Annotated in this window: 23 protein-coding genes; 10 read left to right on the plus strand and 13 right to left on the minus strand. The window is 64.9% G+C overall.

Features of this window, described 5'->3' with window-relative positions; all coding sequences use genetic code 11:
- The first annotated feature begins 157 nt into the window (after positions 1-157).
- Positions 158-1,618, plus strand: a complete 1,461-nt coding sequence (locus WG900_RS10135) for a PQQ-dependent sugar dehydrogenase (protein WP_339966810.1) — start codon at positions 158-160, stop codon at positions 1,616-1,618.
- A gap of 3 nt (positions 1,619-1,621) precedes the next feature.
- Here WG900_RS10135 and WG900_RS10140 read toward each other — a convergent pair whose 3' ends face one another.
- Entirely contained in the window at positions 1,622-2,449 is an 828-nt protein-coding gene (locus WG900_RS10140; RefSeq protein WP_339966812.1) for a DUF815 domain-containing protein, read from the minus strand.
- Positions 2,446-4,182 carry an acyl-CoA dehydrogenase gene (locus WG900_RS10145; RefSeq protein WP_339966813.1) on the minus strand — a complete coding sequence of 579 codons (1,737 nt, stop codon included), beginning with the start codon at positions 4,180-4,182 and terminating at the stop codon, positions 2,446-2,448. Before WG900_RS10145 ends, WG900_RS10140 begins: the two co-directional genes overlap by 4 nt.
- A 59-nt stretch (positions 4,183-4,241) precedes the next feature.
- Between WG900_RS10145 and WG900_RS10150 the strand changes: the two genes are divergently transcribed.
- Positions 4,242-5,189 carry an L-threonylcarbamoyladenylate synthase gene (locus WG900_RS10150; protein ID WP_339966814.1) on the plus strand — a complete coding sequence of 316 codons (948 nt, stop codon included), beginning with the start codon at positions 4,242-4,244 and terminating at the stop codon, positions 5,187-5,189.
- A 14-nt stretch (positions 5,190-5,203) separates the two neighbouring features.
- Here the strand turns inward: WG900_RS10150 and WG900_RS10155 are convergent, their stop codons facing one another.
- The 5 genes from WG900_RS10155 to WG900_RS10175 form a co-directional block, all read right to left on the minus strand.
- Positions 5,204-6,007 (minus strand): head GIN domain-containing protein, encoded by an 804-nt coding sequence (locus WG900_RS10155; RefSeq protein ID WP_339966816.1) that lies wholly within the window; start codon positions 6,005-6,007, stop codon positions 5,204-5,206.
- Between the two features lie 184 nt (positions 6,008-6,191).
- Positions 6,192-6,725 carry a CarD family transcriptional regulator gene (locus WG900_RS10160; protein ID WP_310531542.1) on the minus strand — a complete coding sequence of 178 codons (534 nt, stop codon included), beginning with the start codon at positions 6,723-6,725 and terminating at the stop codon, positions 6,192-6,194.
- Between the two features lie 316 nt (positions 6,726-7,041).
- On the minus strand, positions 7,042-7,380 hold the full coding sequence (gene fdxA / locus WG900_RS10165) for a ferredoxin FdxA (RefSeq protein WP_339966817.1): 339 nt from the start codon (positions 7,378-7,380) through the stop codon (positions 7,042-7,044).
- Positions 7,377-7,691, minus strand: a complete 315-nt coding sequence (locus tag WG900_RS10170) for a S4 domain-containing protein (RefSeq protein ID WP_339966819.1) — start codon at positions 7,689-7,691, stop codon at positions 7,377-7,379. Before WG900_RS10170 ends, fdxA begins: the two co-directional genes overlap by 4 nt.
- Positions 7,692-7,699: 8 nt before the next feature.
- Positions 7,700-10,399: a helicase-related protein gene (locus tag WG900_RS10175; RefSeq protein ID WP_339966821.1), complete on the minus strand. Its 2,700-nt coding sequence runs from the start codon at positions 10,397-10,399 to the stop codon at positions 7,700-7,702.
- A 147-nt stretch (positions 10,400-10,546) separates the two neighbouring features.
- Here WG900_RS10175 and WG900_RS10180 point away from each other — a divergent pair, with 147 nt between their 5' ends.
- The 6 genes from WG900_RS10180 to WG900_RS10205 all read left to right on the plus strand — a co-directional run bounded on the left by WG900_RS10180 (position 10,547) and on the right by WG900_RS10205 (position 16,856).
- Positions 10,547-12,166: a M23 family metallopeptidase gene (locus WG900_RS10180; protein WP_339966824.1), complete on the plus strand. Its 1,620-nt coding sequence runs from the start codon at positions 10,547-10,549 to the stop codon at positions 12,164-12,166.
- A gap of 77 nt (positions 12,167-12,243) precedes the next feature.
- Entirely contained in the window at positions 12,244-13,239 is a 996-nt protein-coding gene (gene hemB / locus WG900_RS10185; RefSeq protein WP_339966826.1) for a porphobilinogen synthase, read from the plus strand.
- Positions 13,232-13,789, plus strand: a complete 558-nt coding sequence (locus WG900_RS10190) for a GNAT family N-acetyltransferase (RefSeq protein ID WP_339966827.1) — start codon at positions 13,232-13,234, stop codon at positions 13,787-13,789. The genes hemB and WG900_RS10190 overlap by 8 nt, the downstream gene beginning before the upstream one ends.
- On the plus strand, positions 13,782-16,007 hold the full coding sequence (locus tag WG900_RS10195; protein ID WP_339966829.1) for a fused MFS/spermidine synthase: 2,226 nt from the start codon (positions 13,782-13,784) through the stop codon (positions 16,005-16,007). The genes WG900_RS10190 and WG900_RS10195 overlap by 8 nt, the downstream gene beginning before the upstream one ends.
- A complete protein-coding gene (locus tag WG900_RS10200; protein WP_339966830.1) occupies positions 16,004-16,588 on the plus strand; it encodes a gamma carbonic anhydrase family protein in 585 nt (194 codons plus the stop codon). The genes WG900_RS10195 and WG900_RS10200 overlap by 4 nt, the downstream gene beginning before the upstream one ends.
- Entirely contained in the window at positions 16,569-16,856 is a 288-nt protein-coding gene (locus WG900_RS10205) for a DUF167 domain-containing protein (RefSeq protein WP_339966833.1), read from the plus strand. Before WG900_RS10200 ends, WG900_RS10205 begins: the two co-directional genes overlap by 20 nt.
- Positions 16,857-16,873: 17 nt before the next feature.
- Here the strand turns inward: WG900_RS10205 and WG900_RS10210 are convergent, their stop codons facing one another.
- The 6 genes from WG900_RS10210 to WG900_RS10235 form a co-directional block, all read right to left on the minus strand.
- Complete coding sequence (locus WG900_RS10210; protein ID WP_339966836.1) at positions 16,874-18,133, minus strand: SulP family inorganic anion transporter; 1,260 nt, start codon at positions 18,131-18,133, stop codon at positions 16,874-16,876.
- A 43-nt stretch (positions 18,134-18,176) separates the two neighbouring features.
- Positions 18,177-18,584, minus strand: coding sequence for a globin domain-containing protein (locus WG900_RS10215; RefSeq protein ID WP_339966837.1), 408 nt, complete (start codon positions 18,582-18,584; stop codon positions 18,177-18,179).
- A 71-nt stretch (positions 18,585-18,655) separates the two neighbouring features.
- Entirely contained in the window at positions 18,656-20,266 is a 1,611-nt protein-coding gene (locus WG900_RS10220) for a cisplatin damage response ATP-dependent DNA ligase (protein ID WP_339966983.1), read from the minus strand.
- A gap of 1 nt (position 20,267) precedes the next feature.
- A complete protein-coding gene (locus WG900_RS10225) occupies positions 20,268-21,272 on the minus strand; it encodes a ligase-associated DNA damage response exonuclease (protein ID WP_339966839.1) in 1,005 nt (334 codons plus the stop codon).
- 52 nt (positions 21,273-21,324) lie between these two features.
- A complete protein-coding gene (clpA, locus tag WG900_RS10230; protein ID WP_339966840.1) occupies positions 21,325-23,736 on the minus strand; it encodes an ATP-dependent Clp protease ATP-binding subunit ClpA in 2,412 nt (803 codons plus the stop codon).
- Between the two features lie 144 nt (positions 23,737-23,880).
- Positions 23,881-24,081 carry a DUF1192 domain-containing protein gene (locus tag WG900_RS10235; protein WP_339966841.1) on the minus strand — a complete coding sequence of 67 codons (201 nt, stop codon included), beginning with the start codon at positions 24,079-24,081 and terminating at the stop codon, positions 23,881-23,883.
- Positions 24,082-24,199: 118 nt separating this feature from the next.
- Here WG900_RS10235 and WG900_RS10240 point away from each other — a divergent pair, with 118 nt between their 5' ends.
- Positions 24,200-25,213, plus strand: a complete 1,014-nt coding sequence (locus WG900_RS10240; protein WP_339966842.1) for an NAD(P)H-quinone oxidoreductase — start codon at positions 24,200-24,202, stop codon at positions 25,211-25,213.
- Between the two features lie 152 nt (positions 25,214-25,365).
- A complete protein-coding gene (locus WG900_RS10245) occupies positions 25,366-26,064 on the plus strand; it encodes a DUF1013 domain-containing protein (protein ID WP_339966844.1) in 699 nt (232 codons plus the stop codon).
- The last annotated feature ends 42 nt before the right edge of the window (positions 26,065-26,106 follow it).

The raw sequence follows: 26,106 nt of genomic DNA on the forward strand, positions 1-26,106 counted from the left end.
CGCCTGTTAACCTGGAACTTACCATCGTAACTGGCGGAAAACCAAGTGATCTGGCCAATGACTTGCGGCGCTGTCCCGAAACGGTGCAGTCCGGCGCGGGGCGCTTACCGGAAAAGCAGCGGTTGCGAGGTGCCGGGAGCAAGCCTATCTCTTGCCGATGCGCTCCTTTAAAAAACCCCTCATCATCCTTGTCGTCCTTGCCATTGTGCTGGGCGGTTTCTGGGTCTGGTTCTCGCACGGAAACCCCTCGAATCTGCCGCTTGGCGCGACCGAGGGTACGCAGGTCGAGCTTCGGGCTCCCGAGACCGAGACGATTCCCAGCATGGGCATTGCCAAGCCGGTTGGCTGGGCTGCGAACGAGGCTCCAACGGCGGCAACGGGTCTTACGGTCAACCGCTTTGCCGCCGGGCTGAATCACCCGCGCACCATGCTGGTCCTGCCTAACGGTGACGTTCTGGTGGCTGAGACCGACCACCCAGCGACGAAGGGCGAAGGCGGCGGCATTACCGGCATGATCGAGCGCTATTTCTGGAAGAAGGCAGGTGCAGGCCAGCCTTCGCCGAACAAAATCGTGCTGCTGCGCGATGCCGATGGCGACGGCGTGGCCGAAACCCGCTCTGTCCTGCGCGAAAAGGATATGGATTCCCCTTCGGGCATGGCCTGGATCGATGGCAAACTCTACATCGCCAACCACAATGCGGTGCTGGCCTTTGACTTTGTGCCCGGCGCCGCCACGCTGGAAGGCGCGCCGGCCAAGGTCGTCAACCTGCCCGCCGCGGGCAATCACTGGATGCGTAACCTGCTTGCCAGCCCAGATGGCACCAAACTTTACGTCGCGGTCGGTTCGGCATCGAACATCGCCGAAAAGGGCATTGAAATCGAAAATCGCCGCGCGGCGATCTATGAGCTGGACGTCGCCACGGGGCGCATGCGCCAGTACGGCGGCGGCCTGCGCAATCCCAACGGGCTCGACTGGAACCCGGTCACCGGCGAGTTGTGGACCGTAGTAAACGAGCGCGACATGCTCGGCCCCGATCTGGTTCCCGACTACATGACCAACGTGCCGGTGGGCGCGCAGTATGGCTGGCCGTGGTATTACTGGAAGGATCGGCTTGATGACCGTGTCGAGCATCCGATGCCCGACTTCCTCGGCGAATACGTCCGTAAGCCTGAATTTGCGCTGGGCGCGCATACGGCGCCTCTGGGCATGCGCTTCGTGGCCGAGGGCAACCGGCTGGGCACCCAGTTCAACTCAGGCGCTTTCGTCGCGCGGCACGGTTCGTGGAACCGCAAGCCGCTCTCTGGCTATGACGTGGTTTTCGTTACCTTTGACGAGTGGGGCAACCCCAAAGGCAAGCCCGCGCCGGTGCTGACCGGGTTCCTTGCAGATGGCAAGAAAGCGCGCGGCCGTCCGGTGTGGCTCGGCTTCGACAAGACCGGGGCGCTGCTGGTGACCGACGATGTTGGCGGCGTGGTCTGGCGGGTGATCGCACCGAACGCGCAGCCGCTGGCCAAGCCGAAGATGATCGCCAGCACCCGCATGCCGGCGTCGCGCGCAATCGATTCGGCATCGGAAGCGCAGATCCGCCGTCAGATCGAAGAAGCGCTCAGCAAATAGGGGTTAGAGCTGACGTCCGGCTCGCCCCGCCAGTTCGGTGACATAGTGCCAGGCGACCCGGCCTGACCGGGCGCCGCGGCGCTTTGACCATTCCAGCGCATCGCCTTCATCGAAGGGCAGGCTCAGGCTTTCCGCATAGCCCCGGATGATGTCAAGGTAATCGTCCTGGCTGCAATTGTGGAAGCCGATCGACAGGCCAAAGCGGTCAGCCAGGGCCAGCCGGTCGTCCACGGCATCGCGCGGATTGATCGGATCGTCCTGCTCGCTCGTGTGCCGCGAAACGATGGCGCGGCGATTGGCGGTGACGGCGATACGGACATTGTCGGGCCGGGCCTCAACCCCGCCTTCAAGCCATGAGCGTAGCTGGCGCGGGCCGGTGCTGTCGCCGTCCTCAAAGCCGAGATCGTCGATATAGACGATGAAGCGGCGCTGCACCTTGCCGAGTTCGCCAAACAGCGCCGACAGACCCGACAAGGCATCGGGCGCGACTTGCACCAGCGCGATGGCGGCGGCGTCCTTTGCCTGGGCATCGCAAACCGCCGAGCGGATCAGCGCCGACTTGCCCATGCCGCGCGAACCCCAGAGCAGCATGTCATGCGCGGCATGTCCGGCGGCGTGGCGGACGACATTGCCGACGACGGCATTCTTCTGCTGATCGACCCCGCGCAGCAAGCCGAGCGCGGGGGCTTCGAGGCGCTCTACAAGGCGGGCTGAGGCTCCATCCCAGACATAGGCGGGGGCCGCCAGCCAGTCGGCGAACGCACGCGGTGCCGGCGCAAGCTGTTCAAGCGCAAGGGCAATCCGTTCGAGCATCGGGCCCTCTGACGTCATGACGCCAGGCTCTCTCTGTCGAGCGCGTAGAGCAGGGCGGCACCAGCCGTCGCCGAGGCCTTGAGCCCGGCTGCTTCGGGAACAAGGTGATCAAGGAGCCAGCGCGCGACGACAGGCTTGGTCCGGGCGAGGTTACCGCCGGCAGCTTCTGCCGCGCGCGATTGGCGCAGCAGCTGCCATCCGGCAACCGCCACCGCGCACATTGTCTGGAACGGCACAGAGCCGGCCAGCTTGTCATCGAGGCTGGCAGAATCGCGCATCCATTCGCCCACCGCCGCGCAATCCCTTGCGAGCGCGGCAAGGCCTGCTTCATCACCGGCATCGCGGGCGATCTCAGCCATCAGCGACGCCAGAACGCCGCCGTTTTCCATGCCGAGCTTGCGGGTGACGAGGTCGGCCGCCTGAATCCCGTTGGTGCCTTCATAGATCGGGGTGATGCGGGCATCGCGGTAATGCTGGGCAGCGCCGGTCTCCTCAATGAAGCCCATGCCGCCGTGGATCTGCACGCCAAGGCTGGCAACTTCGCAGCCGGCATCGGTCCCCCAGGCCTTGATCAGCGGCACCAGCAGGTCGGCGCGCGTCTTGGCGGCATCATCGCCGAGCGCGGCGCGGTCGACCTGTCCGCAGGTGTAGTACAGCAGCGCGCGCGCGCCTTCGGTCAGGGCGCGCATACGCAGAATCATGCGGCGCACGTCGGGGTGTTCGATGATGGCGACCGGGGTCTTGTCGGGCGATCCGGCGCGGGCGGATTGAACGCGGCCCTGCGCATAGGCGACCGCGTGCTGCAAGGCGGCCTCGGCAACCATCACGCCCTGCGCGCCGACGTTGATCCGCGCCGAGTTCATCATCGTGAACATGCATTTCAGGCCTTCATTCTCGGCCCCGATCAGTTCGCCGACGCACTGGTCGTGGTCGCCATAGGACATCACGCAGGTGGGCGATGCGTGGATGCCGAGCTTGTGCTCAAGGCTCACGGCCTTCACATCATTGGCCGCGCCAAGGCTGCCGTCAGCCCCCACGTGGAAGCGCGGAACGATGAACAGGCTGATCCCGCGCGATCCCGCCGGCGCTCCGGGTGTGCGGGCGAGGACGAGGTGGACGATATTGTCCGCCAGTTCATGTTCACCCCAGGTGATGAAAATCTTGGTGCCCTTGATCAGGTACTTGCCGGCATGTTCGCCTTTCAAAATCGGCGTCGCGCTGGTGCGCAGTGCGCCGACATCGGACCCGGCTTGCGGCTCGGTCAGGTTCATCGTGCCCGGCCATTCGCCGCTGACCAGCTTGGCGAGGTACATCGCGCGCTGCTCGTCAGAGCCATGCTTCTCGATCGCCTCGATCGCGCCGACGGTGAGCATTGGCAGCAGCGAGAAGGCCATATTGGCGGTGCCGAGGTTTTCCAGCACGCAGGCGGCGAGGCTGAAGGGCAGGCCCTGTCCGCCGAAGTGCTCGGGCCCTGAAACGGCGTTCCAGCCCTGCTCGACATATGCGCGGTAGGCCTCGGCATAGCCGGCCGGGAGCATGACCACGCCGTCGATCATCCGCGCGCCCTGCGTGTCGCCGACCCGGCTCAGCGGGGCGAATTCACCGGCGGCAAACTGCCCGATGCCCTCGACGATCGCCTCGACCATGTCGGCGCTGGCGGCGGCGAAGCGCTCGCTGGCAGCAAGCTCTTCGATGCCGGCGCTGATCTTGAGGGCAAAGGCCTGTTCGGCGCTGGGCGGTGCATAGGTCATGGCGGTTCCCCCGGGGCTTTCACTTGGAATGTTCGCTGGCTTGCCTATAGCGCAGCAGGATGAGCGGCAAGAGCGGCCCTGATTTACGACTGGTTGACGCTACGGCACTGGCCGCGGCGGCAGACTGTTTGCGTGGTGGAAGTCTTGTCGCGGTGCCGACCGAGACAGTTTACGGCCTCGCCGCCCGGGCGGACAGCGAATCGGCGGTGGCCGCGATCTATCGCGCCAAGGGCAGGCCCGACTTCAATCCGCTGATTGTCCATGTGCCCTCGCTTGAGGCTGCTGAAGCCATTGCTCTGTTCGATGACCGCGCGCGCAAGTTGGCAGCGGCATTTTGGCCGGGGCCACTGACGCTGGTGCTGCCCTTGCGCGAAGGCACCGAGATTACTCCCGCCGTTACCGCTGGCCTGCCGACCATTGCCCTGCGCGTTCCGGCCCATCCGGCGATGCGCGCGCTGCTGGAAATCAGCGGCCTGCCGCTCGCTGCGCCTTCGGCCAACCGCAGCGGCGGGGTCAGCCCGACGACCGCTGGCCACGTAGCGTCGAGCCTTGGAAACCGGGTCGACATGGTGCTCGATGGCGGGGCCTGCGAGGCCGGGATTGAATCGACAATAGTTGCGCCGCGCGACTTTGGCTGGTCGATCCTGCGGCCCGGTCCGATCACTGAGGCGCAGATTTCCGCCGCTATCGGCGCAGCTGGTGACGGCATGACGTCAACCGGAAGGATCGAGGCACCGGGGCAGCTGGCCAGCCATTATGCCCCCGGAAAGCCGGTGCGGCTGGGCGCGGTGGAAAGGCGGGACGATGAATTCCTGATCGGGTTTGGTCCTGTCGAAGGCCACACCAACCTGTCGGCAACGGGTGACCTCGCCGAGGCGGCCGCCCGCCTTTACGCCTGCCTGCATCTTGCCGCCGCCGATGCGCGGCCGCTTGTGGCGATTGCCCCGGTGCCGGAGGTGGGCATTGGCGCGGCAATCAACGACCGCCTGCGCCGCGCCGCAGCCTGATCAAGATTGGCTGATCAGCCCTTTGACGGCTCAGCGGTGGGTTCGTCGCTGGCATCATCGCTGCCTTCGGTCTTGGTGGCCGGGCCGCTCTCGCAGACCAGCGAGCCAGACCCCATCGACTTGACCGTGCACTTGGCGCGGCCCTTCACGGTAACCGTGCCCGAACCCATGATCTTGGCCTTCACCTGACCGTCGGAAGCGAAAGAGGCGCTGCCCGAGCCGAGAATGTCGACATCGGCATTGTCCGCCTTGACCGCGGAAAGATCGGCGCTTCCCGAACCCATGACCTTGAGGTCGAGCTGCTTGACCGTGCCGGCGCCGTGCATTGTGCCCGAACCCATGACTGCCAGCGACAGCTTGTCACCGGCGAGTGCAGTCGCGTTGACATCGCCCGAACCCATCAGGTTGACCTTGGCATCCTTGTCGAGCGCGCCGGCCTCGATCTTGCCCGAACCCATCTGCGCAATTTCGCGCGGGGCCGGCATGGTCACGTTAACCGTGATCGAAGGACCTTCCTTCCAGTCCTTGGCGCGCAGGATCGCCAGGGTGCCGTTCTTGAGCGAGAAGCGCAGCTTGTCCGCCGATGCGGCATCGCCGTCGATGGTGATGGCCAGCTTGTCGCCCTGGGTGACCTTGACATTGTCCGGCCCGAACAGCGCCAGCTTGTGCGGCGCTTCGCCGCCAAGGTCGAGTTCGGACAGCTTCTTGCCATCATCACCGTTGATCGTGATGTTGCCGTCGCAGGCGGAGACCGCGAGGCCCATGGCTGCGACTGCTGCCAGCGGCGCGATGGTGCGGATGAACTTGGCGAATGACATCTGGGCATCTCCCTTGATCTGTGTTGCTGATGTAATACAGCAATCAGAGAACTTCAAGGGGAGTTCTTTTCTGCCTCCGCAAGCCCCTGACGGATGTCAGGGGCGCACCCAGCAAAGGCTCTGCACAAACCAAAAAGGCCGCCTCCTTGCGGAAGCGGCCCCTCGGTGATTCTGTACGTTCCGATCAGGCGGAAGCGGCAGTCTCGTAATACTTCGGCGCATGTTCGTTGAGGATCGCGAGGATCTTCTGCAGCGCTGCCGGTTCGTCGGTCTTTTCCATGGCGGCGAGTTCGCGCGCTAGGCGCGAGGAGGCCGCTTCGAAAATCTGGCGTTCCGAATAGGACTGTTCCGGCTGGTCATCGGCACGGAACAGGTCGCGCGTCACTTCGGCGATCGACACGAGGTCACCCGAATTGATCTTCGCTTCATATTCCTGGGCGCGGCGCGACCACATGGTGCGCTTGACCTTGGGCTTGCAGGTGAGCGTATCGAGGGCTTCGCGCAGGGTCTTGTCAGACGACAGCTTGCGCATGCCGATCGCTTCGACCTTGTTCATCGGAACGCGCAGAGTCATGCGTTCCTTTTCAAATCGCAGGACATAGAGTTCCAGCTTCATTCCGGCGATTTCCTGCTCTTGCAGTTCGATCACCCGGCCGACACCATGCTTGGGATAAACGACATAGTCACCAACATCAAAGGCGTTCGCCTTGGCCGACATCGTGCGTCCTTTCGTTCGGCAGGATCGGATGACGCAGGCGATATTGGGAGCGGAGGAAATGGAACGCCTCTCGGCGCGCCGGGCTCCGTACCCGATCAACCCACGTTTGCGCGACCCGTACCTTTCATGAAACCATATATACGAGGTGGCGAAATGCGCCGCCACTCGCAGCATTATATAGCATCACTGTAACAAAATTGCCAGACCCACGAGTCGCAATGGCGAACAGCCCGGCCGCGCGCCGCGCAGCAGGGTTCATATTCTCAAGAGATTCAATGATTTATCCGCAGAAAACCATGCGGACAGACGGGTGGGCTTAGTCGCCATCGCCGGGTTCGGGGGAGAAGAACTTCTCGAACTTGCCGTCGACTCCCTTGAATTCGTCGGCGTCTTCCGGCGAATCCTTCTTGGTCGTCAGGTTTGGCCATTCGGCCGAGAACTTGGCATTGAGTTCGAGCCATTGTTCCAGACCGCTTTCGGTGTCGGGCAGGATGGCTTCGGCCGGGCATTCGGGTTCGCAAACGCCGCAATCGATGCACTCGCTGGGGTTGATCACCAGCATGTTCTCGCCTTCGTAGAAGCAATCGACCGGGCAAACCTCGACGCAGTCCATGTACTTGCACTTGATGCAGGCGTCGGTGACGACATAGGTCATGGCTTGGTATCCCCTTCGATATCTTGCTTCGTTTGAGGTGCTGCTATCGGCATTGGTGAGGTCGCGTCAAGCGCGCGATAACACGATTGAGCTTCGCAGGCGGGACCGCGCCGCTGCGGCAGCACGATTATCTCGATCACGACCACTCCGGAACGCACTGGCAGCGTAAGGACATCGCCCGCCGCGATTCCCGCGCTGGGTTTCTCGATCCGGCGACCGTTGACGCGGATATGGCCGTCGAGCGCCCAGTCGTGCGCGTGGCGCCTGCTGGGTGCCAGGCGCAGGTACCACAACAGGCGGTCGATGCGCATTGCGCCGGTCAGTCTTTTGCTCCGCCGCGCAGGAGATCGGCTAATCCGGCAAAGGCACCGCCGCCGGCTGGAGGAGCAGGCGGCCTTTTCGCGGGCCGTTCCGCTGGCTTGTGCGCGCCCGCCTTGGTGTCGTTTCGGCGCGGCTCGCCGCCGGCAGGATCTGTGCGGGCCGGCATTGCGTGCGCAGGTTTTGCCGGAGACGCACGGCGTGCAGCGCGTTCACGTGGCGGTGTATCGTCCGGACGGGGCGGCAGCCAGGTCCACATCTTGGGAGTCGGCGGTCCGAATTCGCCTTCGCCAAGCGTACGGCGCGGCTTGGGGCGGAAACCGGCGCTGCGCATCAGCGCCTCGTAACCCGGCTCGGTCAGGCCCATCGACGTCGCCATGGCATCATCGATGGCGAATGGCTTGCGCTGCGCTTCGGCCCGAACGCCGTGAGCGGCGCGGAACAGGCGCTCGGCCAGATCGATGCGGATCGCCTGCTTGCCGGCGCGGCGATAGGCTGCCGGAGGCCGGTCCTTATCGGCGTTGATGACCGAGGGCATGCCTTCGGGCACCGGCGGCAGGGTCCATCCGCGCGCCATGGCCAGTTCGCGCCAGCGCTGCTGGGCTGCAGGCTTGAGCGCGGACAAGAGATAGATGTCGAGCGCGCCGAAGAACACCTTGAGCTGGCGCAGCTTGTGGCGCTGATCCTTTGACAGGCCTTCAAGCCCCGATCGCGCGCGCAACAGCACGCCGCCGCCATCGACCAGCTTGATCAGCAGCGCCCGCAGTTCGGGTCCGCCATCCTCGGCCCGCGCGGCTTCATCAAGTGCGACGAGGCCGGCGAGTGGTGCCTGCCAGGCGGCCAGCCACTCGTCCAGACGCTCCTTCAGGGCCCGACGCTCGGTCTCGGGCACGGCTTCGAGCGCGCGGTCAAGGACGATGCGCGGGGTCATCGACCGCGCGCGGTCAACCTCGATCCGGGCGAGTACTTCGTTGCCGCGCAGCAGCGAGCCATTGGCGATGTGTAGCGCCTCGCTACCGCTGGCCACGCCTTCGGTCAGTTCGCGGGCGCGTTCGGCGAAAATCTGCGGCAAGTGGCGTTCGGCAGCAGCAAAAAGCAGCTTGTGATCAGCATGATGCGTTGCCGGATCGACCTTGAACCTGAAACCTTCCAACTTACCAATCGGCTCACCGTCGACCAAAACATCTTCCCCTTGAGTTGTTACCGGCAGCAGGGCCGCGTCTGCGCCGGCTCCTCGCATAAGAATTGTTAGCCTTCGGTTGACGAAGCGTTCGGTCAGGCGTGAATGGAGCGCATCGGACAGCCGCGCCTCCACCGCCCGCGCCCGCGCCGCCATTTCCTCGCGGGCGATCACCCAGTCAGGCCTCTGGGTAATGTACGACCATGATCGTATTGCGGCAATGCGCCCCTGCAGCGTGTCAATGTCGCCCGAGACATTGTCGAGCTCGGCAATCCGGGCGGCGATATAATCGGTGGGCAGCGCGCCGTGGCGCAGGTCCTGCCACAGCCGCGCGACGAAGCGCGAGTGCACTTCGACGCCTTGCTGGCGGAAATCGGGCAGCATGCAGGCCTCGCGAAACCGTTCGACCAGCGCGCTGGCGCGAACCGTGGAGGCGACGTCCGCCTCTTCGGCCAGCCGCCGCATCACGGCAAGGTCGATCGCTTCGGGCGCGGGGGCGAGTTCAGGGCGATCGGGCGGGGCGGACAGGTCTTCGATCAGGTTTGTCAGGCTGTCGGTGCGGGGTTCCGAATCGCGCCAGAACAGCTTGGTCAGCGGCGGGAAGCGGTGCTCCTCGATCGCGTAGACTTCCTCGGGTGTGAATTCGGCGTCATGGCTGCGCGTGCCAGACAGCGTACCGAAGGTCCCGTCGCGGTGGTGCCGCCCCGCGCGCCCGGCGATCTGCGCCATCTCCGCCGTGGTCAGCCGGCGTTGGCGCTGGCCGTCGAACTTGGACAGGCCCGCGAAGGCGACATGATCGAGGTCGAGGTTGAGCCCCATGCCAATGGCATCGGTGGCAACGAGGTAATCGACCTCGCCCGACTGGAACATGGCGACCTGCCGGTTGCGCGTTTCAGGGCTGAGCGCGCCCATGACCACCGCCGCGCCGCCGCGAAACCGGCGCAAAAGCTCGGCCACGGCATAGACCTGCTCGGCGCTGAAGGCGACGATGGCGCTGCGCGGCGGCACCCGGCTGAGCTTCTTCGCCCCGGCATGGCGCAGGGTGGAAAAGCGCGGGCGCCCGATGATCTCGGCGCGTGGCAACAGGCTGCGGACCAGTGGCTCAATCGTCGAGGAGCCCAGGATCATCGTTTCCTCGCGCCCGCGGGCGTGGAGCAGGCGGTCGGTGAAAATGTGGCCGCGTTCACGGTCGGCGGCGAGCTGGACTTCATCGATCGCCATGAAGGCAAGGTCGGCGTGGACCGGCATCGCCTCGACCGTGCACAGCAGATAGCGAGCGTCTTTGGGCTCGATGCGCTCCTCTCCGGTGATCAGCGCGACCTGATTTGCGCCCTTCATCGCGCAGACGCGCTCATAAACCTCGCGCGCCAGCAGTCGCAGCGGAAAGCCGATCGCGCCCGAGGAATGGCCGCAAAGCCGCTCGATAGCGAGGTGCGTCTTGCCGGTATTGGTCGGGCCAAGCACGGCAACGAGCTTGCCGGACTCGTCGCGGCGACTGGAGGATGAGCGGTTTGCGACCATTGAATTTACAAATCTGGCAGGCTGGCCGGGTGCCCGCAAGCAAATGCGGACCCTTTTCCCAAACCGTCCGAAAATAGCCCGCAATTCCGCCGGATTAGGTGAAGATTAACCCTTTGCCATGCAGGAGGGGGCGGCAAGGAGGCAGGGGTGTTTCAATCCATCGATGATCACGACCTCGGGCAACCGCGCCTAGTTGCGTCTTCGCCCGCTCCTGCGGCTGCGCTGGTGCTTGAACAGATCTTCGATGATCGCAGCCTGCGCGCCCGCCTTTTCACCGCTGTCTCACGAGTCGCGGCACCCTACTGGCCATCCATCGACTGGTCGGCCATCGACTGGACGCCCGACCTGGCCGAGGGAATCGGTTCGCGCCGCTGGATGCGCGGTCTTGCCACCTTTGCCGGCCTAGGCCTGTTTACTCTCGCCTTCTGGCCCAACTTCGAACTTGAGGCCGCGCCCGCCGTTTCCGCCGACGTGCCGGTGCGCGATGAATACCGCAGCCAGATGATCATGCCGATGGCGCTGGGTGGCGAAAGCGGCCGCCGCATGGCTGCCAGCCCGCAAGTTACCGCCGTCGGCGCCGCGCGGGAACGCGGCCGTGTGGAACTCGCCGCCGTGCTGGGCGAAGGCGACAGCCTGACACGGCTGCTCCAGCGCGCCGGGGTTTCCGATTTCGATGCCATGCGCGCGGCCGAACTGGTCGGCGGACAGGTGCCGCTTGGCCGCATCGCGCCGGGTACGCGGGTGTCGCTGGTGCTGGGTGAACGGCCCGCGCCTGGCGAGCCGCGCCGACTTGCCGGGCTGGATCTGCGCGCCCGCATGGACCTCGCCTTGTCGATCTCGCGCTCAGGCGACGATCTTGCCATCGCCGCCCGCGCGATCCCGATCGACACCGCGCCGCTGCGCATTCGCGGTACTGTCGGCCAGAGCCTGTACCGCTCGGCGCGCTCGGCAGGGGTTCCGGCCGATGCCATCCAGCAATATCTGCAGGCGCTCGATTCGCACATCAGCCTTGAGGGCGACATCCAGCCTGGCGACGCCTTCGACATCGTCATGACGTGGAAGCGCGCCGAAGGCAGCGAAGGGCAGGCGGGGCAAGTGCTGTTCGCCGGGCTCGATCGCGGCAACCGCCCGGTGGTCGAACTGATGCGCTGGGGCAGTGGCAACGAATTCTACTCGGCGGACGCGATCACCCGGCCCGTCGAACAAACCTATACGTCCAGCGTCGGCCTGCTTTATCCGGTCAATGGCCGCATTACCTCGAACTTCGGCATGCGCCGCCATCCGATCCTTGGTTATGCGCGGCTTCACGCCGGGGTCGATTTCGGTGCCGGCTGGGGCTCACCGATCCGCGCTACTGCGGACGGCGTCGTCTCCTTCGCCGGGCGGCACGGCGGCCACGGAAATTACGTGCGGATCGATCACGGCGGCGGGCTTGGCACCGGTTATGGGCACATGAGCTCGATCGCTGCATGGGGCGGAACGCGGGTGCGCGCAGGGCAAGTCATCGGCTATGTCGGCTCCACCGGGCTTTCGACCGGCCCCCACCTGCATTACGAAATGTACCGCAATGGCCGCACGGTGAATCCGCTGGGCGGAGGCATGAACTTCGCCACCACGACGACCGTGGTGCAAAAGGTCGATCCCAAGCAGCTCGCCGCGTTCAAGGCGAAGATGGCGCAGTTCAAGGCTATCCGCCCCGGTGGCAGCGTAGGCGGGGGTTCCAATGCCGTCGCCATGGCCCGCACCGGACAGGTCGCACTTCGCTGAACCCCAATTGAAGCGCTGACCCCCATGAAGCGCTCGCCCATTGAAGAGATTGGCGCTTTGCGGCAGGACGCGTTGCCATGACTGCCAGCTTCCCCGCCACCCGCCTTCGCCGCACGCGCGCCGCCGCGTGGAGCCGCGCCATGCACCGCGAGGTTGTGCTCAGCCCGGCCGACTTGATCTGGCCGCTGTTCGTAACCGATGGCAGTGGCGTGGAAGAACCGATCGCCTCGCTTCCCGGCGTGTCCCGCTGGTCGGTAGACGGCATTGCGGCGCGCGCGAAAGAAGCCGTGGCGCTCGGCATTCCCTGCCTTGCCCTGTTCCCCAACACGCAGCCCGGTCGCCGCAGCGAAGACGGGGCCGAGGCGCTCAACCCGGACAACCTGATGTGCCGCGCGATCCGCGTGATCCGCGATGCCTGCGGGTCGGACATCGGCGTGCTGACCGACGTGGCGCTCGATCCCTATACCAGCCACGGGCAGGACGGGCTGATCGATGGTGCCGGCTATGTGCTCAACGATGCCACCGTCGAAATGCTGGTTGGCCAGAGCCTCAACCAGGCGGCGGCGGGCGCGGACATCATCGCCCCGTCCGACATGATGGATGGCCGGGTCGGCACGATCCGTCAGGCGCTGGAAGGTGCAGGCCACGCCAATGTCCAGATCATGGCCTATGCGGCGAAATATGCCTCGGCCTTCTATGGTCCGTTCCGCGATGCGGTTGGCTCGGGCGGGCTGCTCAAGGGCGACAAGAAGACCTATCAGATGGACCCGGCCAACGGCGAAGAGGCCCTGCGCGAAGTCGCCATGGACCTAGCCGAAGGTGCCGACAGCGTGATGGTGAAACCCGGCCTGCCCTATCTCGATATCGTCGTGCGGGTGAAGCAGCGCTTCGAAGTGCCGGTCTTCGCCTATCAGGTGAGCGGCGAATACGCGATGATCGAGGCAGCGGCTGCAGCCGGCGCCGGCGACCGGGATGCGCTGGTGCTGGAAACCCTCACCGCTTTCAAGCGCGCGGGCTGCTCCGGCGTCCTCACCTACCACGCCGCCCATGCCGCGCGCCTGCTGAATGGCTGAAACCCGCATCGAGACCGAACGCCTCATCCTGCGCGATTGGCGCGAGGAGGACTGGCAGCCGTTTTTCGCGGGCACCAACACGCCCGCAGTCATGCGCTGGCTGGGCGGGGTCTTGCCAGAAGAACGGCACCCGTGGCTCAAAGACCGCCTCGAAGGATATACCCGCGAACATGGCCATACGTTCTGGGTGGTCGAGCGTAAGGAAGACGGCGCGCTGCTGGGCTTTTGCGGGCTCAAGCGCGCGAACCAGCAAGGCGCGCCGCTGGGCGATTTCGAAGTGGGCTGGCGGCTGCGTGAAGACGCCTGGGGTAAGGGCTATGCGCGCGAAGCGGCGCAGGCCTCGCTGGAGCAGGCCTTCCTCGTCCACCACGCACCGCATGTCATTGCGCTGACGGTTCCCGGGAATACCGGAAGCTGGGGGCTGATGGTGCGGCTGGGAATGGAACGCCGGGAAGATCTCGATTTCGATAACACCGAATTCGATCCCGAAGGGGGGCGCATCATCGTCTATTCGATCACCCGTGAAGCTTGGGAGAAAGTGCGTGGCTGAAGCCAGACCTTCGGCAGCGGGCCGGCCCCTGTTCGTCCTCACCATCCTGACCGGCAGTTTCCTGTTGTTCCTTGTGCAGCCGATGGTCGCGCGCATGGCGCTGCCGCGCCTCGGCGGCGCGCCGGCGGTGTGGAACAGTGCGATGCTGGTCTATCAGGCGCTGCTGCTGGCGGGCTATTTCTACGCGCACCGCTTGTCGAAGGTGTCGCTGGCCAAGCAGGCGCGGATTCACTTGATCCTGCTGGCGATCGCTGCGCTGACCTTGCCGGTCAGCCTTGCCAATCTGCCGCCGCCGGCTGCGGGAATGGAAGTCCTGTGGGTGCCGGCGCTGCTGGCGCTGACCATCGGCCCGGTGTTCTTCCTCGTGTCGGCGCAGGCCCCGCTGATGCAGCGCTGGTTCGCCGCCGATCCGAACGCTGGCGCGCCGTGGGCGCTCTATTCGGCGTCGAACCTTGGCTCCTTCGCCGGATTGATTGCCTATCCACTGCTCGCCGAACCGCTGATGTCGGTGCGCAATCAGGCGATCGGCTGGTCGGTCGGTTACGGCCTGCTCGTCGTACTGGTCCTGCTTTGCGCGCGGGCGCGGCGCGAGGTTGCGGGACAGGCCGTGGCCGCCGTCGAAGTGACTTCGCCCAAGGTTCCAGCGCGGCGCATCGTACTGTGGCTGCTGCTCGCCGCCGTGCCTTCGGGGCTGATGCTGTCGACCACGACGCACCTGACCACCGACCTTGTCGCCATGCCGCTGCTCTGGGTGATTCCGCTGGGCATCTACCTGCTGAGCTTCGTTCCCGCCTTTGCCGACAACCGCAAGCCTGCACGCCTGATCTCTGCGCTGGCATGGCCGGTGATCCTCGTCGCCGGTGGTTTCGCCATGGTGTCGCAGGGGTCGGTGGGGCTTCTGCCAGTGATCGTCAGCATCGCGCTGCTGTTCTTCGTCTGCGTCGCGCTGCATGGGCGGATGTACGACCTTCGGCCCGAGTCCGATCGCCTGACCCAGTTCTATCTGGTGATGTCGGCGGGCGGCGCGCTGGGCGGGGCATTCACTGCGCTGGTCGCCCCGGTGGTGTTCGACTGGGCTTGGGAGCATCCGATCCTCGTCTTCGCCGCTGCCGCTTTGCTGCCGCTGACCTCGCTGCCCGACTGGCGCCGGCTCAAGGGGCTCGACCCGGCGATGGTGAAGATCACGATGATCGCCGCGCTGGTCTTCGCCGCCTTCCTGCTGTGGCTGCTTTACAGCGTGACGATGGACAGCGATTTCGGCTTCAAGCGCTGGGGCCTCGCCGTGGCTATCGCGCTCTGCGCGCTGATCCTCGTCCAACTGCGCGGGCCGGTGCTGCTGGTGCTGGTGGCAACGATGATAGTGCAGGGCGGCTTCCAGACGCTGGCCGATACCCGCGACGGGCTGCGCAGCCGAAGCTACTTCGGCATCTACACGGTGCGTACCTATGAGACGCGCAAGATGCGTACGCTCGCCCACGGCACCACGTTGCACGGCGAGCAGATGCTCAGCTCCGCGGAACGCCGCTTGCCGCTGACCTATTATGGACCAAGTTCGGGCGCAGGCATGGCCTTTGCCAATGCCACCGCCCTGTTCGGAGCCAATGCACGGCTGGGTGTGGTCGGGCTGGGGACCGGCTCGCTCGCCTGCTATGGAGTGCCGGGTCAATCGTGGCATTATTACGAGATTGATCCCGCCGTGCTGGAATTTTCGCGCAACGGCACGTTCACCTTCATCCGCGATTGCGCACCGCAGACCAAGGTCGTGATCGGCGATGCCCGCATCGAACTGGCCAAGGCCCCGCGCGGCAGCTTTGATCTGCTGGCGATTGACGCTTTCAGTAGCGATGCAATCCCGATGCACCTGATGACCAACGAGGCGATGGGCGTCTATCTCAATGCCTTGAGCGACAAGGGCCTGCTGCTGATCCACATCTCAAACCGCTTCATCGAACTGGAGCCGGTGCTTGCCGCAGCGGTCAAATCGCGGGGTCTCGCAGCGGCGATCCGCGCCGACAATCCGCCCGGCGTGACTGAATACACCCCCAGTTCCTGGGTGGTCATCGCGCGCAATCAGGCGCGGCTGGATGACCTTGTCCGCCTGACGCCTAAGACCCCGCTCAGGCCGCTGAGTCCCGCGGCGAACCGCATGTGGACCGATGACCACGCCTCGATCCTGCCCTATGTCCAGTGGCACGCCTTTACAGGAAATTCCCAATGAAGACCGCCCCTCCCGGCGTCACCATCGCGCCGTTCAATGGCATCTGGCCGCGCATTCACGACAGCGCCTTCATCGCTCCCGGCTGCCGAATCATCGGCAATGTCGAGATCGGACCCGATGCCTCCATCTGGTACAATTGCGTGATGCGCGGCGATGCCAACCGCATCGTTGTCGGCGCCCGCTCGAACATCCAGGACGGTACCGTCATCCACTGCGACAGCCCCAAGCCGAAGCGCCCCGAAGGCATCCCGACCATCATCGGCGATGACGTGCTGATCGGCCACATGGCGATGGTTCACGGAACCGTGCTCGAAGACCGCGCCTTTGTCGGGATCGGCGCGATCACGATGGACGGCTGCCACATGGAGAGCGATTCGATGCTGGCGGCGGGGGCGATGCTGACGCCGGGCAAGCGTATTCCGTCGCGCCAGCTCTGGGGCGGCAGGCCCGCAGCTTTCATGCGCGAATTGGCCGACTTGCACCTCGCCGACATGCAGATGGGCGTGCAGGGTTATGTCCTGAACGCCCGTATGCACAAGGCCTCGCTGATTGAGGTAGGCGATGGCTCGGATCAGGACTGATCTGCCCGATCCAGCGGAAATCCGGGCTTTGATCGATAGCGAAGGCCGTCTCGCCGTGCGCGTGACCCCCGGCGCAAAGGTTGAATCGCTCGAAGTTTCAACAAAGGGCCTGCAGGCAAAAGTCCGCGCCAAGCCGGAGGACGGCAAGGCCAACGAAGCCGTCCGCCAGATGCTCGCCAAGGCCCTCGGCCTCGCGCCATCGCGCATCGAAATGTTGCGCGGCGCAACTTCGCGCGAGAAGCTTTTTCAGGTCAACGGGATGGTTTGAGCAGGGTTCTTGCGGACTCACTGGCGGCCCGACCACGGGGCAGGCGGCAGACCTTTCTCGCGCAGCCGCAACGCCAGCCCCAGCGCGACGCCGACGCCAATGGCTGTGGTCAGGTCGGCAAGCACGGTCAGCACCATGGTCAGCAGCAGCAGGACGCGGTCAGCCATCGGAGCTGCCCAGTATTGTGGCCAGCGGTGCGGCTCGCTCATGTTCCACGCGGTCGTCAGCAGGATCGCCGCCAGCGCGGGCATGGCGAGGTATCCGGCATAGGGCGCGGCGACCAGCATGATAAGGAAGATCACAGCGGCATGGACCAGTCCGGCGACCGGCGTTTGACCTCCGGCGCGAACATTGGTTGCGGTGCGGGCGATGGCCCCGGTGACTGGCAGCCCGCCAAACAGGGACGCGGCAATATTCGCCCAGCCCTGCGCCATGACTTCGGCATTGGGGCGGTGGCTGCCCTCGATCATGCGGTCGGCAACCATGGCCGACAGGAGCGATTCGATCGCGGCGAGGAAGGCAATGACCAGCGCCGAGGGCAGCAGCTCGCGCAGCAGGGCCAGGCTGATCTCGGGCACGACGGGCGCGGGGATGTGGCTCGGTAGCGTGCCGAAGCGCGAGGTGATCGTCTCGACCGGCAAGTGCATCACGGCAACGCCAAGCGATACGGCAGCCATCGCAAAGATCAGCCCCGGCAATTTCGGGAACAGCCGCCGCAGCGCGATGATCAGGGCCAGCGCGATCAGTCCGGTGCCCAGCGCTGCGGTATCAAGGGTGGCACGGGCAGACCACAGGGCGGCGATCTTGGGCAGGAACTCGGCAGGCACCACCTGAATATCAAGGCCGAGCAGGTCCTTGAGCTGGCTCGACGCAATGATCACGGCGATGCCGATGGTGAAGCCATTGACCACCGGTTCGGGGACATGTTCGATCAGGTTGCCGAGCCGCAGCAATCCGGCGAGCACCAGGATCACACCCGCCATCAGGGTTGCCAGGATCAGCCCGGCAAACCCGTGCGCGGCGATCACGCCGTAAACGACGACAATGAATGCGCCGGTCGGCCCGCCGATCTGGACCTTGCTGCCGCCCAGCAGCGAAATCAGGAAACCGCCGATGATCGCACTGACCAGCCCCGCCGCCGGATTCGCACCTGAAGCGATTGCAATAGCAAGGCTGAGCGGGATGGCGATCAGGGCGACCGTGATACCCGCCAGCACGTCAGCGCGAAATTGCGATGAGGTGTAACCCCGCAAGGTTGTCAGCAATTTTGGTTTCATGGGTCTGGCTAGGCCTAAGCGGGCTCTGGGAGCAAGCGGCGAATCAGCGCCCCATGCTCCGCGCCATCTGGTCGAGCACGCGGCTCATCTCCTGGGCCAGCGGCGGATCGCTTTCGCCCAGCACCTCGTCGATCGCGCGGGTCATGGCGCTGGACCACTGGCCGGCAACATCGGTGCTGATGGCGAAAGGCTTGTGCACCGACATCATGCAGCGGCCCTGGTTGGCCTCAAACCAGTCGCGTGGGCCGCCAGACCAGCCCATGAGGAACAGCGCGAGCGATTCGCGCATCTTGTCGAGGCTTGGGGCGTGCATTGCACGCAGCTCGGCATAGGCCTCGTCGCTGTCCATCAGATCGTAAAAGCGGTTCGAAATATCGCGCAGCATGGGCAGGCCACCGAGCCGTTCATAGGGCGTGGTTGGGCGTGGTTTTTCCTGTACTTCGGCAGTCATCGGGCCTCCGGCGAAAGGCATTGGGGGAGCCTTCCCTTAAGGACGCCGCGTTGCACGCGCGTTGATCGACATCAATCGCGGATCATCGCTTTCAGGGTGTCCAGCCGGTCAGCCTCATGCGCCGGCTTGTCGGCGCGGATGCGGCTGATCCGCGGGAAACGCATGGCCACGCCGGACTTGTGCCGCTTGCTCAGGTGAACCGAATCGAAGGCGACTTCGAAGACCAGTGACTTGTCGGTCTCGCGCACCGGGCCGAAGCGGTTCACCGTATGCTGGCGGACATGGTGGTCGAGCCACTTGAGCTCTTCGTCGGTGAAGCCGAAATAGGCCTTGCCCACCGGCAGCAGTTCCGCCCCCGCATCGGGGTCGCCGTCCCAGCAGCCGAAAGTGAAGTCCGAATAGAAGCTCGACCGCTTTCCCGATCCGCGCTGCGCATACATCAGCACGCAATCGACCAGCAGGGGATCGCGCTTCCACTTGAACCACAGCCCGGTCTTGCGTCCCGCGACATAGGCGGAATCGCGCCGCTTGATCATCACGCCCTCTATCGCGTCATCGCGCGCTGATTCGCGGATCGCGGTGAGGTCATCGAGCGAACTTGCAGAGATAACCTGCGACAGATCGAAGTGGCTGGTGCTCAGCCGGGACACCAGCTCCTCAAGCGCGGTGCGTCGCTGCTCCCACGCAAAGGGGCGAAGATCTTCGCCCTCGGCTACCAGTACGTCGTAGAGCCGCACGAAGGCAGGATAGTCGGCGAGCATTTTCTTCGACACGGTTTTGCGGCCGAGACGCTGCTGCAGCGCATTGAAGCTCGCTGCGCCGCCTGCCTCGCCGCCCTGGTGGCTGCCGCGCACCAGCAGTTCGCCATCGAGCACGGCTTCGATATCCAGAGCGGCGACGATCTCCGGGAAACTGGCCGATATGTCGTCACCGGAACGCGAATAGAGCCGGGTCTCTTCGCCGACGCGGACGATCTGGACGCGGATGCCATCCCATTTCCATTCCGCGGCATAGCTGGCGAAATCGACTTCGACCCCCGCCAGTGCCGCGCCTTCGAGCGGGTGCGACAACATGAACGGGCGGAACAGTGGCAGGCCGGCGGCATCGGGCGGCGGCGCGCCATCTGCGGCCCAGGCGAACAGCTCGGCATAGGGAGGCAACTGGCCGTGCCAATATTCCTCGACATCATCGACCGAGACTTCGAAGGCCTGCGCGAAGGCCACTTTCGCCAACCGGGCAGAAATGCCGATGCGCATCGCGCCGGTCGCCAGCTTGAGCATGGCATAGCGGCCATTGGCGTCGATCCGGTCAAGCAGTTCGGCAAGCTGCGCCCGCACGGTCACGCGGGTCATGCCCTGCAGGGCGTGGACCGCCTCGCTGACGGTCGGCGGCGGGGCGACTTCATGTGACGGATCGGGCCACAGCAGGCTCACCGTCTCCGCCGTATCGCCAACATATTCGCGGCTCAGCTGGAACAGCACCGGATCGACCCGCTCCATGATCAGGCCGCGCACCGCGTTGCTTTTCACTGCCGGAAAGTCGAGCCCGTCGGTCAGCGCGGCCAGCGCCCAGCCGCGATCGGGATCGGCCGTGGTGCGCAGGTAATCGGCGATCAGCGCCAGCTTGCCATTGCGGCTGCGGGTATAGACCAGCGCGTCGATCAGGGCGGCGAAGCGCTCCACGCTAGTCGTCCTCGTCTTCATAGCCGACGAGAGCCAGCGCGCGGGCACGGCGCTGGCCCAGCTGGCACCAGCGCAGCAGCGCTTCTTCGCGGCCATGCGTGATCCACGTTTCCGCCGGGTTCACTTCGGCAATCGTGTCGGTGAGCGCCTGCCAGTCGGCATGGTCGGAAATCACCAGCGGCAGTTCGACATTTTTCTGCCGCGCGCGCTGGCGGACCTGCATCCAGCCAGACGCCATGGCATTGATCGGTTCGGGCAGGCGGCGGCTCCAGCGGTCGTTGAGCGCGGAAGGCGGGCAAACAACGATCTGGCCGGCGAGCGCGCCCTTGGGCATTCCCGCGACCAGTTGCAAGTCGCCCAGCGGCACGCCGAGTTCCTCGTAAAGCCGGCACATGCGCTCCATCGCGCCGTGGAGGTAGATCGGCTCATTATGCCCCGCACGGCGCAGTTCGGCGATCAGGCGCTGCGCCTTTCCGAGCGCATAGGCGCCGACGAGGATTGCGCGATCGGGGTTGGCGCGGCGCGCTTCGAGCAGGCGGGCAATTTCCTGTTCGATCGGCGGGTGCTTGAACACCGGCAGACCGAAAGTCGCCTCGGTGACAAAAAGATCGCAGGGGGTGACGGCAAACGGCATACAGGTCGGATCGGCAGCGCGCTTGTAATCGCCGGTCACGACAATGCGCTCGCCCGCATGTTCGAGCAGGATCTGCGCCGAGCCGAGCACGTGGCCGGCGGAGACAAACGTTGCATGGACACCATTGCCGAGCGGCACGCGCTCGCCATACAATGCGGCCTGAGCTCCTTCCGCCACACCATAGCGTACGCCCATGATCGCCAGCGTTTCAGGCGTAGCGATGGTCAGGCCGTGCCCGCCGCGCGCGTGGTCGGCGTGGCCGTGGGTTACCAGCGCGCTGTCAACCGGACGGGCGGGATCGATCCAGAAGTCCGCCGGGACAACATGCAGGCCCCAAGGTTCGGGACGGATCCAGGAAAAGGCAGCAGCCATCAAGCGCTAACGCCGATATCTGGGCTCAGGTTCCGGGTCTGGCGGAGAGCGCCTAGCCTTCGTCGCCGTCGCTCTTTGCCTTGGCGACCTTGCCCTTCGGTTTGGGCTTGGCCTTTGCCTTGGTGGGTGCCTTGGCTTCAGGCTCGGCCTTGGGTGCCTTGCGCTTGACCAGCTTGGGCGGAGCCGGCGTCAGTTCAAAGGCGAGCGCATCATCCTTGACCGAGATATGTACTTCGCCGCCGTGCGCCAGTTTGCCGAACAGCAGTTCCTCTGCAAGCGGCTGTTTGACCTTCTCCTGGATAAGCCGCGCCATCGGGCGCGCGCCATAGAGCTTGTCGTAGCCGCGCTTGCCCAGCCACAGGCGGGCATCGCTGCCGAACTGGATGTGGACGTTCTGGTCGGCCAGTTGCAGTTCGAGCTGGAGGATGAACTTATCGACCACGCGCGCGATGACTTCGCCACCGAGGTAGGCAAACGGCACGATCGCATCGAGACGGTTGCGGAATTCGGGGCTGAACATCTTCTTGACCGCTTCGTCGCCGGCATCGGCCTTCGAAACGTCGCCAAAGCCGATGCCCTGGCGCGCCATGTCGCTGGCACCGGCATTGGTGGTCATGATCAGGACGACATTGCGGAAGTCCACGGTCTTGCCGTGATGGTCGGTCAGGCGGCCGTTATCCATCACCTGCAGCAGGATGTTGAACAGGTCCGGGTGCGCCTTTTCGATTTCGTCGAGCAGCAGGACGCAATGCGGCTGCTGGTCGATGGCATCGGTCAGAAGCCCGCCCTGATCGAAACCGACATAGCCCGGAGGCGCGCCGATCAGCCGGCTGACCGAATGGCGCTCCATGTATTCCGACATGTCGAAGCGCACCAAGGGGATGCCCATGATGTCGGACAGCTGGCGCGCAACCTCGGTCTTGCCGACGCCGGTTGGGCCGGAGAACAGGAACGAGCCGATCGGCTTGTCGGGATCGCGCAGGCCTGCGCGGCTGAGTTTCATCGCGGTGGAGAGCACACTGATCGCCGCATCCTGACCGAATACGACGCGCTTGAGATCGCGGTCGAGGTGTTCGAGCACCTTCTTGTCGTCGGACGAGACCGACTTGGCCGGGATGCGCGCCATCGTCGCGATGACCTGTTCGATCTCGCGCGCGGTTATGGTCTTCTTGCGCTTTGAGGGCGGCAGCAGCATCTGCATCGCGCCCACTTCGTCGATCACATCGATGGCCTTGTCGGGCAGCTTGCGGTCATTGATGTAGCGCGCCGACAGTTCAACCGCGGTCTTGATCGCCTCGGGCGTGTAGCGGACGCGGTGGTGCTCTTCGAACACCGAGCGCAGGCCCTTGAGGATCTTGATCGTGTCCTCGATCGTTGGTTCGTTGACGTCGATCTTCTGGAACCGGCGCAGCAGGGCGCGGTCCTTTTCGAAGTGGTTGCGGAATTCCTTGTAGGTCGTCGAACCGATGCAGCGGATCGCGCCAGAGGACAGCGCCGGCTTGAGCAGGTTCGATGCGTCCATCGCGCCGCCGCTGGTTGCGCCGGCGCCGATCACGGTGTGGATCTCGTCAATGAACAGGACTGCCTCGGGCATCTTTTCAAGCTCGGAAACTACCTGCTTGAGCCGCTCCTCGAAATCGCCGCGATAACGTGTACCGGCCAGCAGCGCGCCCATGTCGAGGCTGTAGATCACCGCGTCCTCAAGCACTTCGGGCACATCGCCTTCGATGATCTTGCGCGCCAGACCTTCGGCAATAGCGGTCTTGCCGACGCCGGGATCGCCGACATAGAGCGGGTTATTCTTCGACCGGCGGCACAGGATCTGGATCGTGCGGTCAACTTCAGGCCCGCGTCCGATCAGCGGATCGATCTTGCCCGACATCGCCTTTTCATTGAGGTTGACGCAGAACTGGTCGAGCGCGGAATCCTTCTTGTCGCCCTTCGACTGGCTCTTTTCTTCCTGCTGCGGTGCCTGCTGTTGCGGTTCTTCGGAGCCGCCCGGGCTGCGGTCCTCGACGCGCTTGCCGCCCTTGCCAATTCCGTGGCTGATGAAGCTGACCGCATCGAGCCGGCTCATGTCCTGCTGCTGGAGGAAATAGACGGCATAGGAATCGCGTTCGGAGAACAGCGCGACGAGGACGTTGGCGCCGGTGACCGTGTCCTTGCCGCTCGATTGAACGTGCAGAATCGCCCGCTGGATCACGCGCTGGAACCCGGCGGTCGGCGCGGGGTCGCCCTTTTCGCTGGTCTTGAGCGACTGATATTCCTGATCGAGGTACTGCTTCACCACGTCGGTCAGTTCCGCCAGGTCCACCCCGCAGGCACCCATGACCTGCGCCGCGTCCGGATCATCGATCAGGGCGAGCAGCAAGTGCTCCAGCGTCGCATATTCGTGCGCCCGCTCGGCCGCGTTGGTGAGCGCGTTGTGCAGCGTCTTTTCGAGGCTCTGGGCAAAGCTGGGCATTTCAGAGGCTTTCGGTGGGCCCGGATGGGCTGGAGAAGAGAACGGCACGCAGGGATCGGATTCTATGGCTGCCGTGCTGTGCACTGTATGAATAGGAACGGTAAACCGGGCCGCCAAGGGGCAGGAAGGGGCGGCGGCGCATTTTCAACTCTTCGGCTTGAAAAAAGCGTCGGCGGCGAGACGGTGCGCCTCAGCCTTGTCGCGGTGGGTCTTTACCCGGGCGATCTCTGCCTCAAGTTGCTGAACCCGGCCGTCCAGCTCCTCACGCGAGTAGCTGTCGAGCGACTCTTTCGCCAAAAGGCTGGCGGCGTCTCCGCGCCGGGCAGGGCGGTCGTCTTCGTCCATCACGGAAGAGAATTCAACGCGTTGCCTTATCTGTCAACTGCAAGCTAAGGGACATGGCGAGGTCGCCCCGATGGTGCGACTCCCTTGCCACAGGGTCCGGACTTACAGGGGACATGCAATGGCCGATCTGCCCGATTCCATGCCAAAAACGATGGTTGCCATGGGCTTCGATGCCCCAGGCGGGCCTGAGGTTCTGCGCAGCGAGGTCCTGCCCATGCCTGTTCCCGGCCCCGGACAGGTATTGCTGAAGGTTGCCTATGCCGGCGTTAATCGCCCCGACGTGGTCCAGCGGCAGGGGTTCTATCCCGCTCCGGCGGGCGCTTCACCGATTCCCGGCCTCGAAGTTTCGGGCGAAGTCGTCGCGCTGGGTGAGGGCGTTTCCACCGACCTGTTCGGCCGCAAGGTCTGTTCGCTGGTCGCCGGCGGGGGCTATGCCGAATACTGCCTTGCCGAGGCCGACCAGTGCCTGCCGGTGCCGCCCGGCCTGCCGCTCGATCAGGCCGCCGCGCTGCCTGAAACGCTGATGACCGTGTGGCACAATGTCTTCGAACGCGCCTGTGCCCGCGAGGGCGAGACGATCCTCGTCCACGGCGGCACCAGCGGCATCGGTTCGATGGCTTGTCTGCTCGGCAAGCTCTATGGGCTGACAGTAATCGTTACCTGCGGCGGACCGGACAAGTGCAAGGCGGCGCTGGCCATCGGTGCGGACCATGCGATCGATTACAAGGCCGCCGATTTCGTCGAAGAAGTCGCCCGGATCACCGGCGGCGCGGGCGTCCATATCGTGCTCGACATGGTTGCGGGCGATTATGTGGCGCGCAACCTCAGGTGCCTTGGCGAAGACGGACGCCATGTCACCATCGCGGTGCAGGGCGGCACCCGGGCCGAAATCAACATGGCCGCCGTGATGAGCCGCCGCCTGATGCTCACCGGATCGACGCTGCGTCCGCGCTCCAAGGCGTTCAAGGCAGCGCTGGTGGCGGAACTGCGCGATACTGTCTGGCCGCTGGTCGGCGAAGGCGCGCTGCGGCCGGTTATGGACCAGGCCTTTGCGCTGACAGATGTCGCCGCGGCGCACCAGCGCATGGAAGCCGGCGCGCACATCGGCAAGATTGTGCTCAAGGTCGGCTGATCCGCTGCCCCCGATTCATCGCCGGGACCTGACTCTTTGCCTTGCCCTTGCGGCGCTCCTCGCCTACAGGAATGCCCGAACGGCCGCTCCGCAAGGGGCGGCCCTATCTATTTTCGCCGGAGACGATTCTCTCCTTGCCGGAGTTTTTGGCCGTGACCCAACCCACCCCGCTGATGCCGCATGCCACTGCCTCGTGGCTGGTCGACAGCACCGCGCTTTCGTTCGAACAGATCGCTGAATTCTGCGGTCTGCACATCCTCGAAGTTCAGGCCATGGCCGACGATCTCGCCAGTTCGAAGTATACCGGTCGCGATCCGGTCCGTTCGGGCGAACTGACCATGGCGGAAATCGAGAAGGGTCAGGCCGACCCCAGCTATTCGCTGAAGATGCAGAAGGCTCCGGCCCAGGTCAGCCGCACCAAGGGCCCGCGGTACACGCCGGTTTCCAAGCGTCAGGATAAGCCTGATGGCATCGCCTGGGTCCTGCGCAACCACCCGGAAATCTCGGACGCGGCGATCGGCAAGCTGATTGGCACGACCCGCAATACGATCACCGCGATCCGTGACCGCAGCCACTGGAACATCCAGAACATCCAGCCCAAGGATCCCGTGACCCTCGGCCTTTGCTCGCAGCGCGAGCTTGATGCTCTGGTCGCCAAGGCCGCCAAGAAGGCCGGCATTGTCGATACCGAGGCCGATAGCCGTCTGGGCAGCGACCGTGAGGCGCTGATCGAGGAACTGCGCGCCGAACGTCAGGCCCACATCAAGGCTGCCGGCGAAGCGGCGCAGGAAGCCGAAGCCGCCGCCTGGCTCGAAGCCAAGCGCGCTGCCGAAGCTGCCGGCGAGGAATAAGCCGAAAAAAGTTTGTGCGCCCTGCCCTTACGGCAGGGCCGC

This window comes from Novosphingobium aquae (assembly GCF_037572715.1).
In the GTDB taxonomy this organism is placed as follows: Bacteria; Pseudomonadota; Alphaproteobacteria; order Sphingomonadales; family Sphingomonadaceae; genus Novosphingobium; species Novosphingobium aquae.

Coding starts and splice junctions, on each gene's coding strand:
- WG900_RS10150 (WP_339966814.1), top strand. CDS start 4,242: ATGAGCGGCAAGAGCGGCCCTGATTTACGACTGGTTGACGCTACGGCA.
- hemB (WP_339966826.1), top strand. CDS start 12,244: ATGACTGCCAGCTTCCCCGCCACCCGCCTTCGCCGCACGCGCGCCGCC.
- clpA (WP_339966840.1), bottom strand. CDS start 23,736: ATGCCCAGCTTTGCCCAGAGCCTCGAAAAGACGCTGCACAACGCGCTC.
- WG900_RS10175 (WP_339966821.1), bottom strand. CDS start 10,399: ATGGTCGCAAACCGCTCATCCTCCAGTCGCCGCGACGAGTCCGGCAAG.
- WG900_RS10240 (WP_339966842.1), top strand. CDS start 24,200: ATGGCCGATCTGCCCGATTCCATGCCAAAAACGATGGTTGCCATGGGC.
- WG900_RS10170 (WP_339966819.1), bottom strand. CDS start 7,691: ATGCGCATCGACCGCCTGTTGTGGTACCTGCGCCTGGCACCCAGCAGG.
- WG900_RS10190 (WP_339966827.1), top strand. CDS start 13,232: ATGGCTGAAACCCGCATCGAGACCGAACGCCTCATCCTGCGCGATTGG.
- WG900_RS10205 (WP_339966833.1), top strand. CDS start 16,569: ATGGCTCGGATCAGGACTGATCTGCCCGATCCAGCGGAAATCCGGGCT.
- WG900_RS10200 (WP_339966830.1), top strand. CDS start 16,004: ATGAAGACCGCCCCTCCCGGCGTCACCATCGCGCCGTTCAATGGCATC.
- fdxA (WP_339966817.1), bottom strand. CDS start 7,380: ATGACCTATGTCGTCACCGACGCCTGCATCAAGTGCAAGTACATGGAC.
- WG900_RS10235 (WP_339966841.1), bottom strand. CDS start 24,081: ATGGACGAAGACGACCGCCCTGCCCGGCGCGGAGACGCCGCCAGCCTT.
- WG900_RS10210 (WP_339966836.1), bottom strand. CDS start 18,133: ATGAAACCAAAATTGCTGACAACCTTGCGGGGTTACACCTCATCGCAA.
- WG900_RS10145 (WP_339966813.1), bottom strand. CDS start 4,182: ATGACCTATGCACCGCCCAGCGCCGAACAGGCCTTTGCCCTCAAGATC.
- WG900_RS10135 (WP_339966810.1), top strand. CDS start 158: ATGCGCTCCTTTAAAAAACCCCTCATCATCCTTGTCGTCCTTGCCATT.
- WG900_RS10140 (WP_339966812.1), bottom strand. CDS start 2,449: ATGACGTCAGAGGGCCCGATGCTCGAACGGATTGCCCTTGCGCTTGAA.
- WG900_RS10160 (WP_310531542.1), bottom strand. CDS start 6,725: ATGTCGGCCAAGGCGAACGCCTTTGATGTTGGTGACTATGTCGTTTAT.
- WG900_RS10225 (WP_339966839.1), bottom strand. CDS start 21,272: ATGGCTGCTGCCTTTTCCTGGATCCGTCCCGAACCTTGGGGCCTGCAT.
- WG900_RS10215 (WP_339966837.1), bottom strand. CDS start 18,584: ATGACTGCCGAAGTACAGGAAAAACCACGCCCAACCACGCCCTATGAA.
- WG900_RS10155 (WP_339966816.1), bottom strand. CDS start 6,007: ATGTCATTCGCCAAGTTCATCCGCACCATCGCGCCGCTGGCAGCAGTC.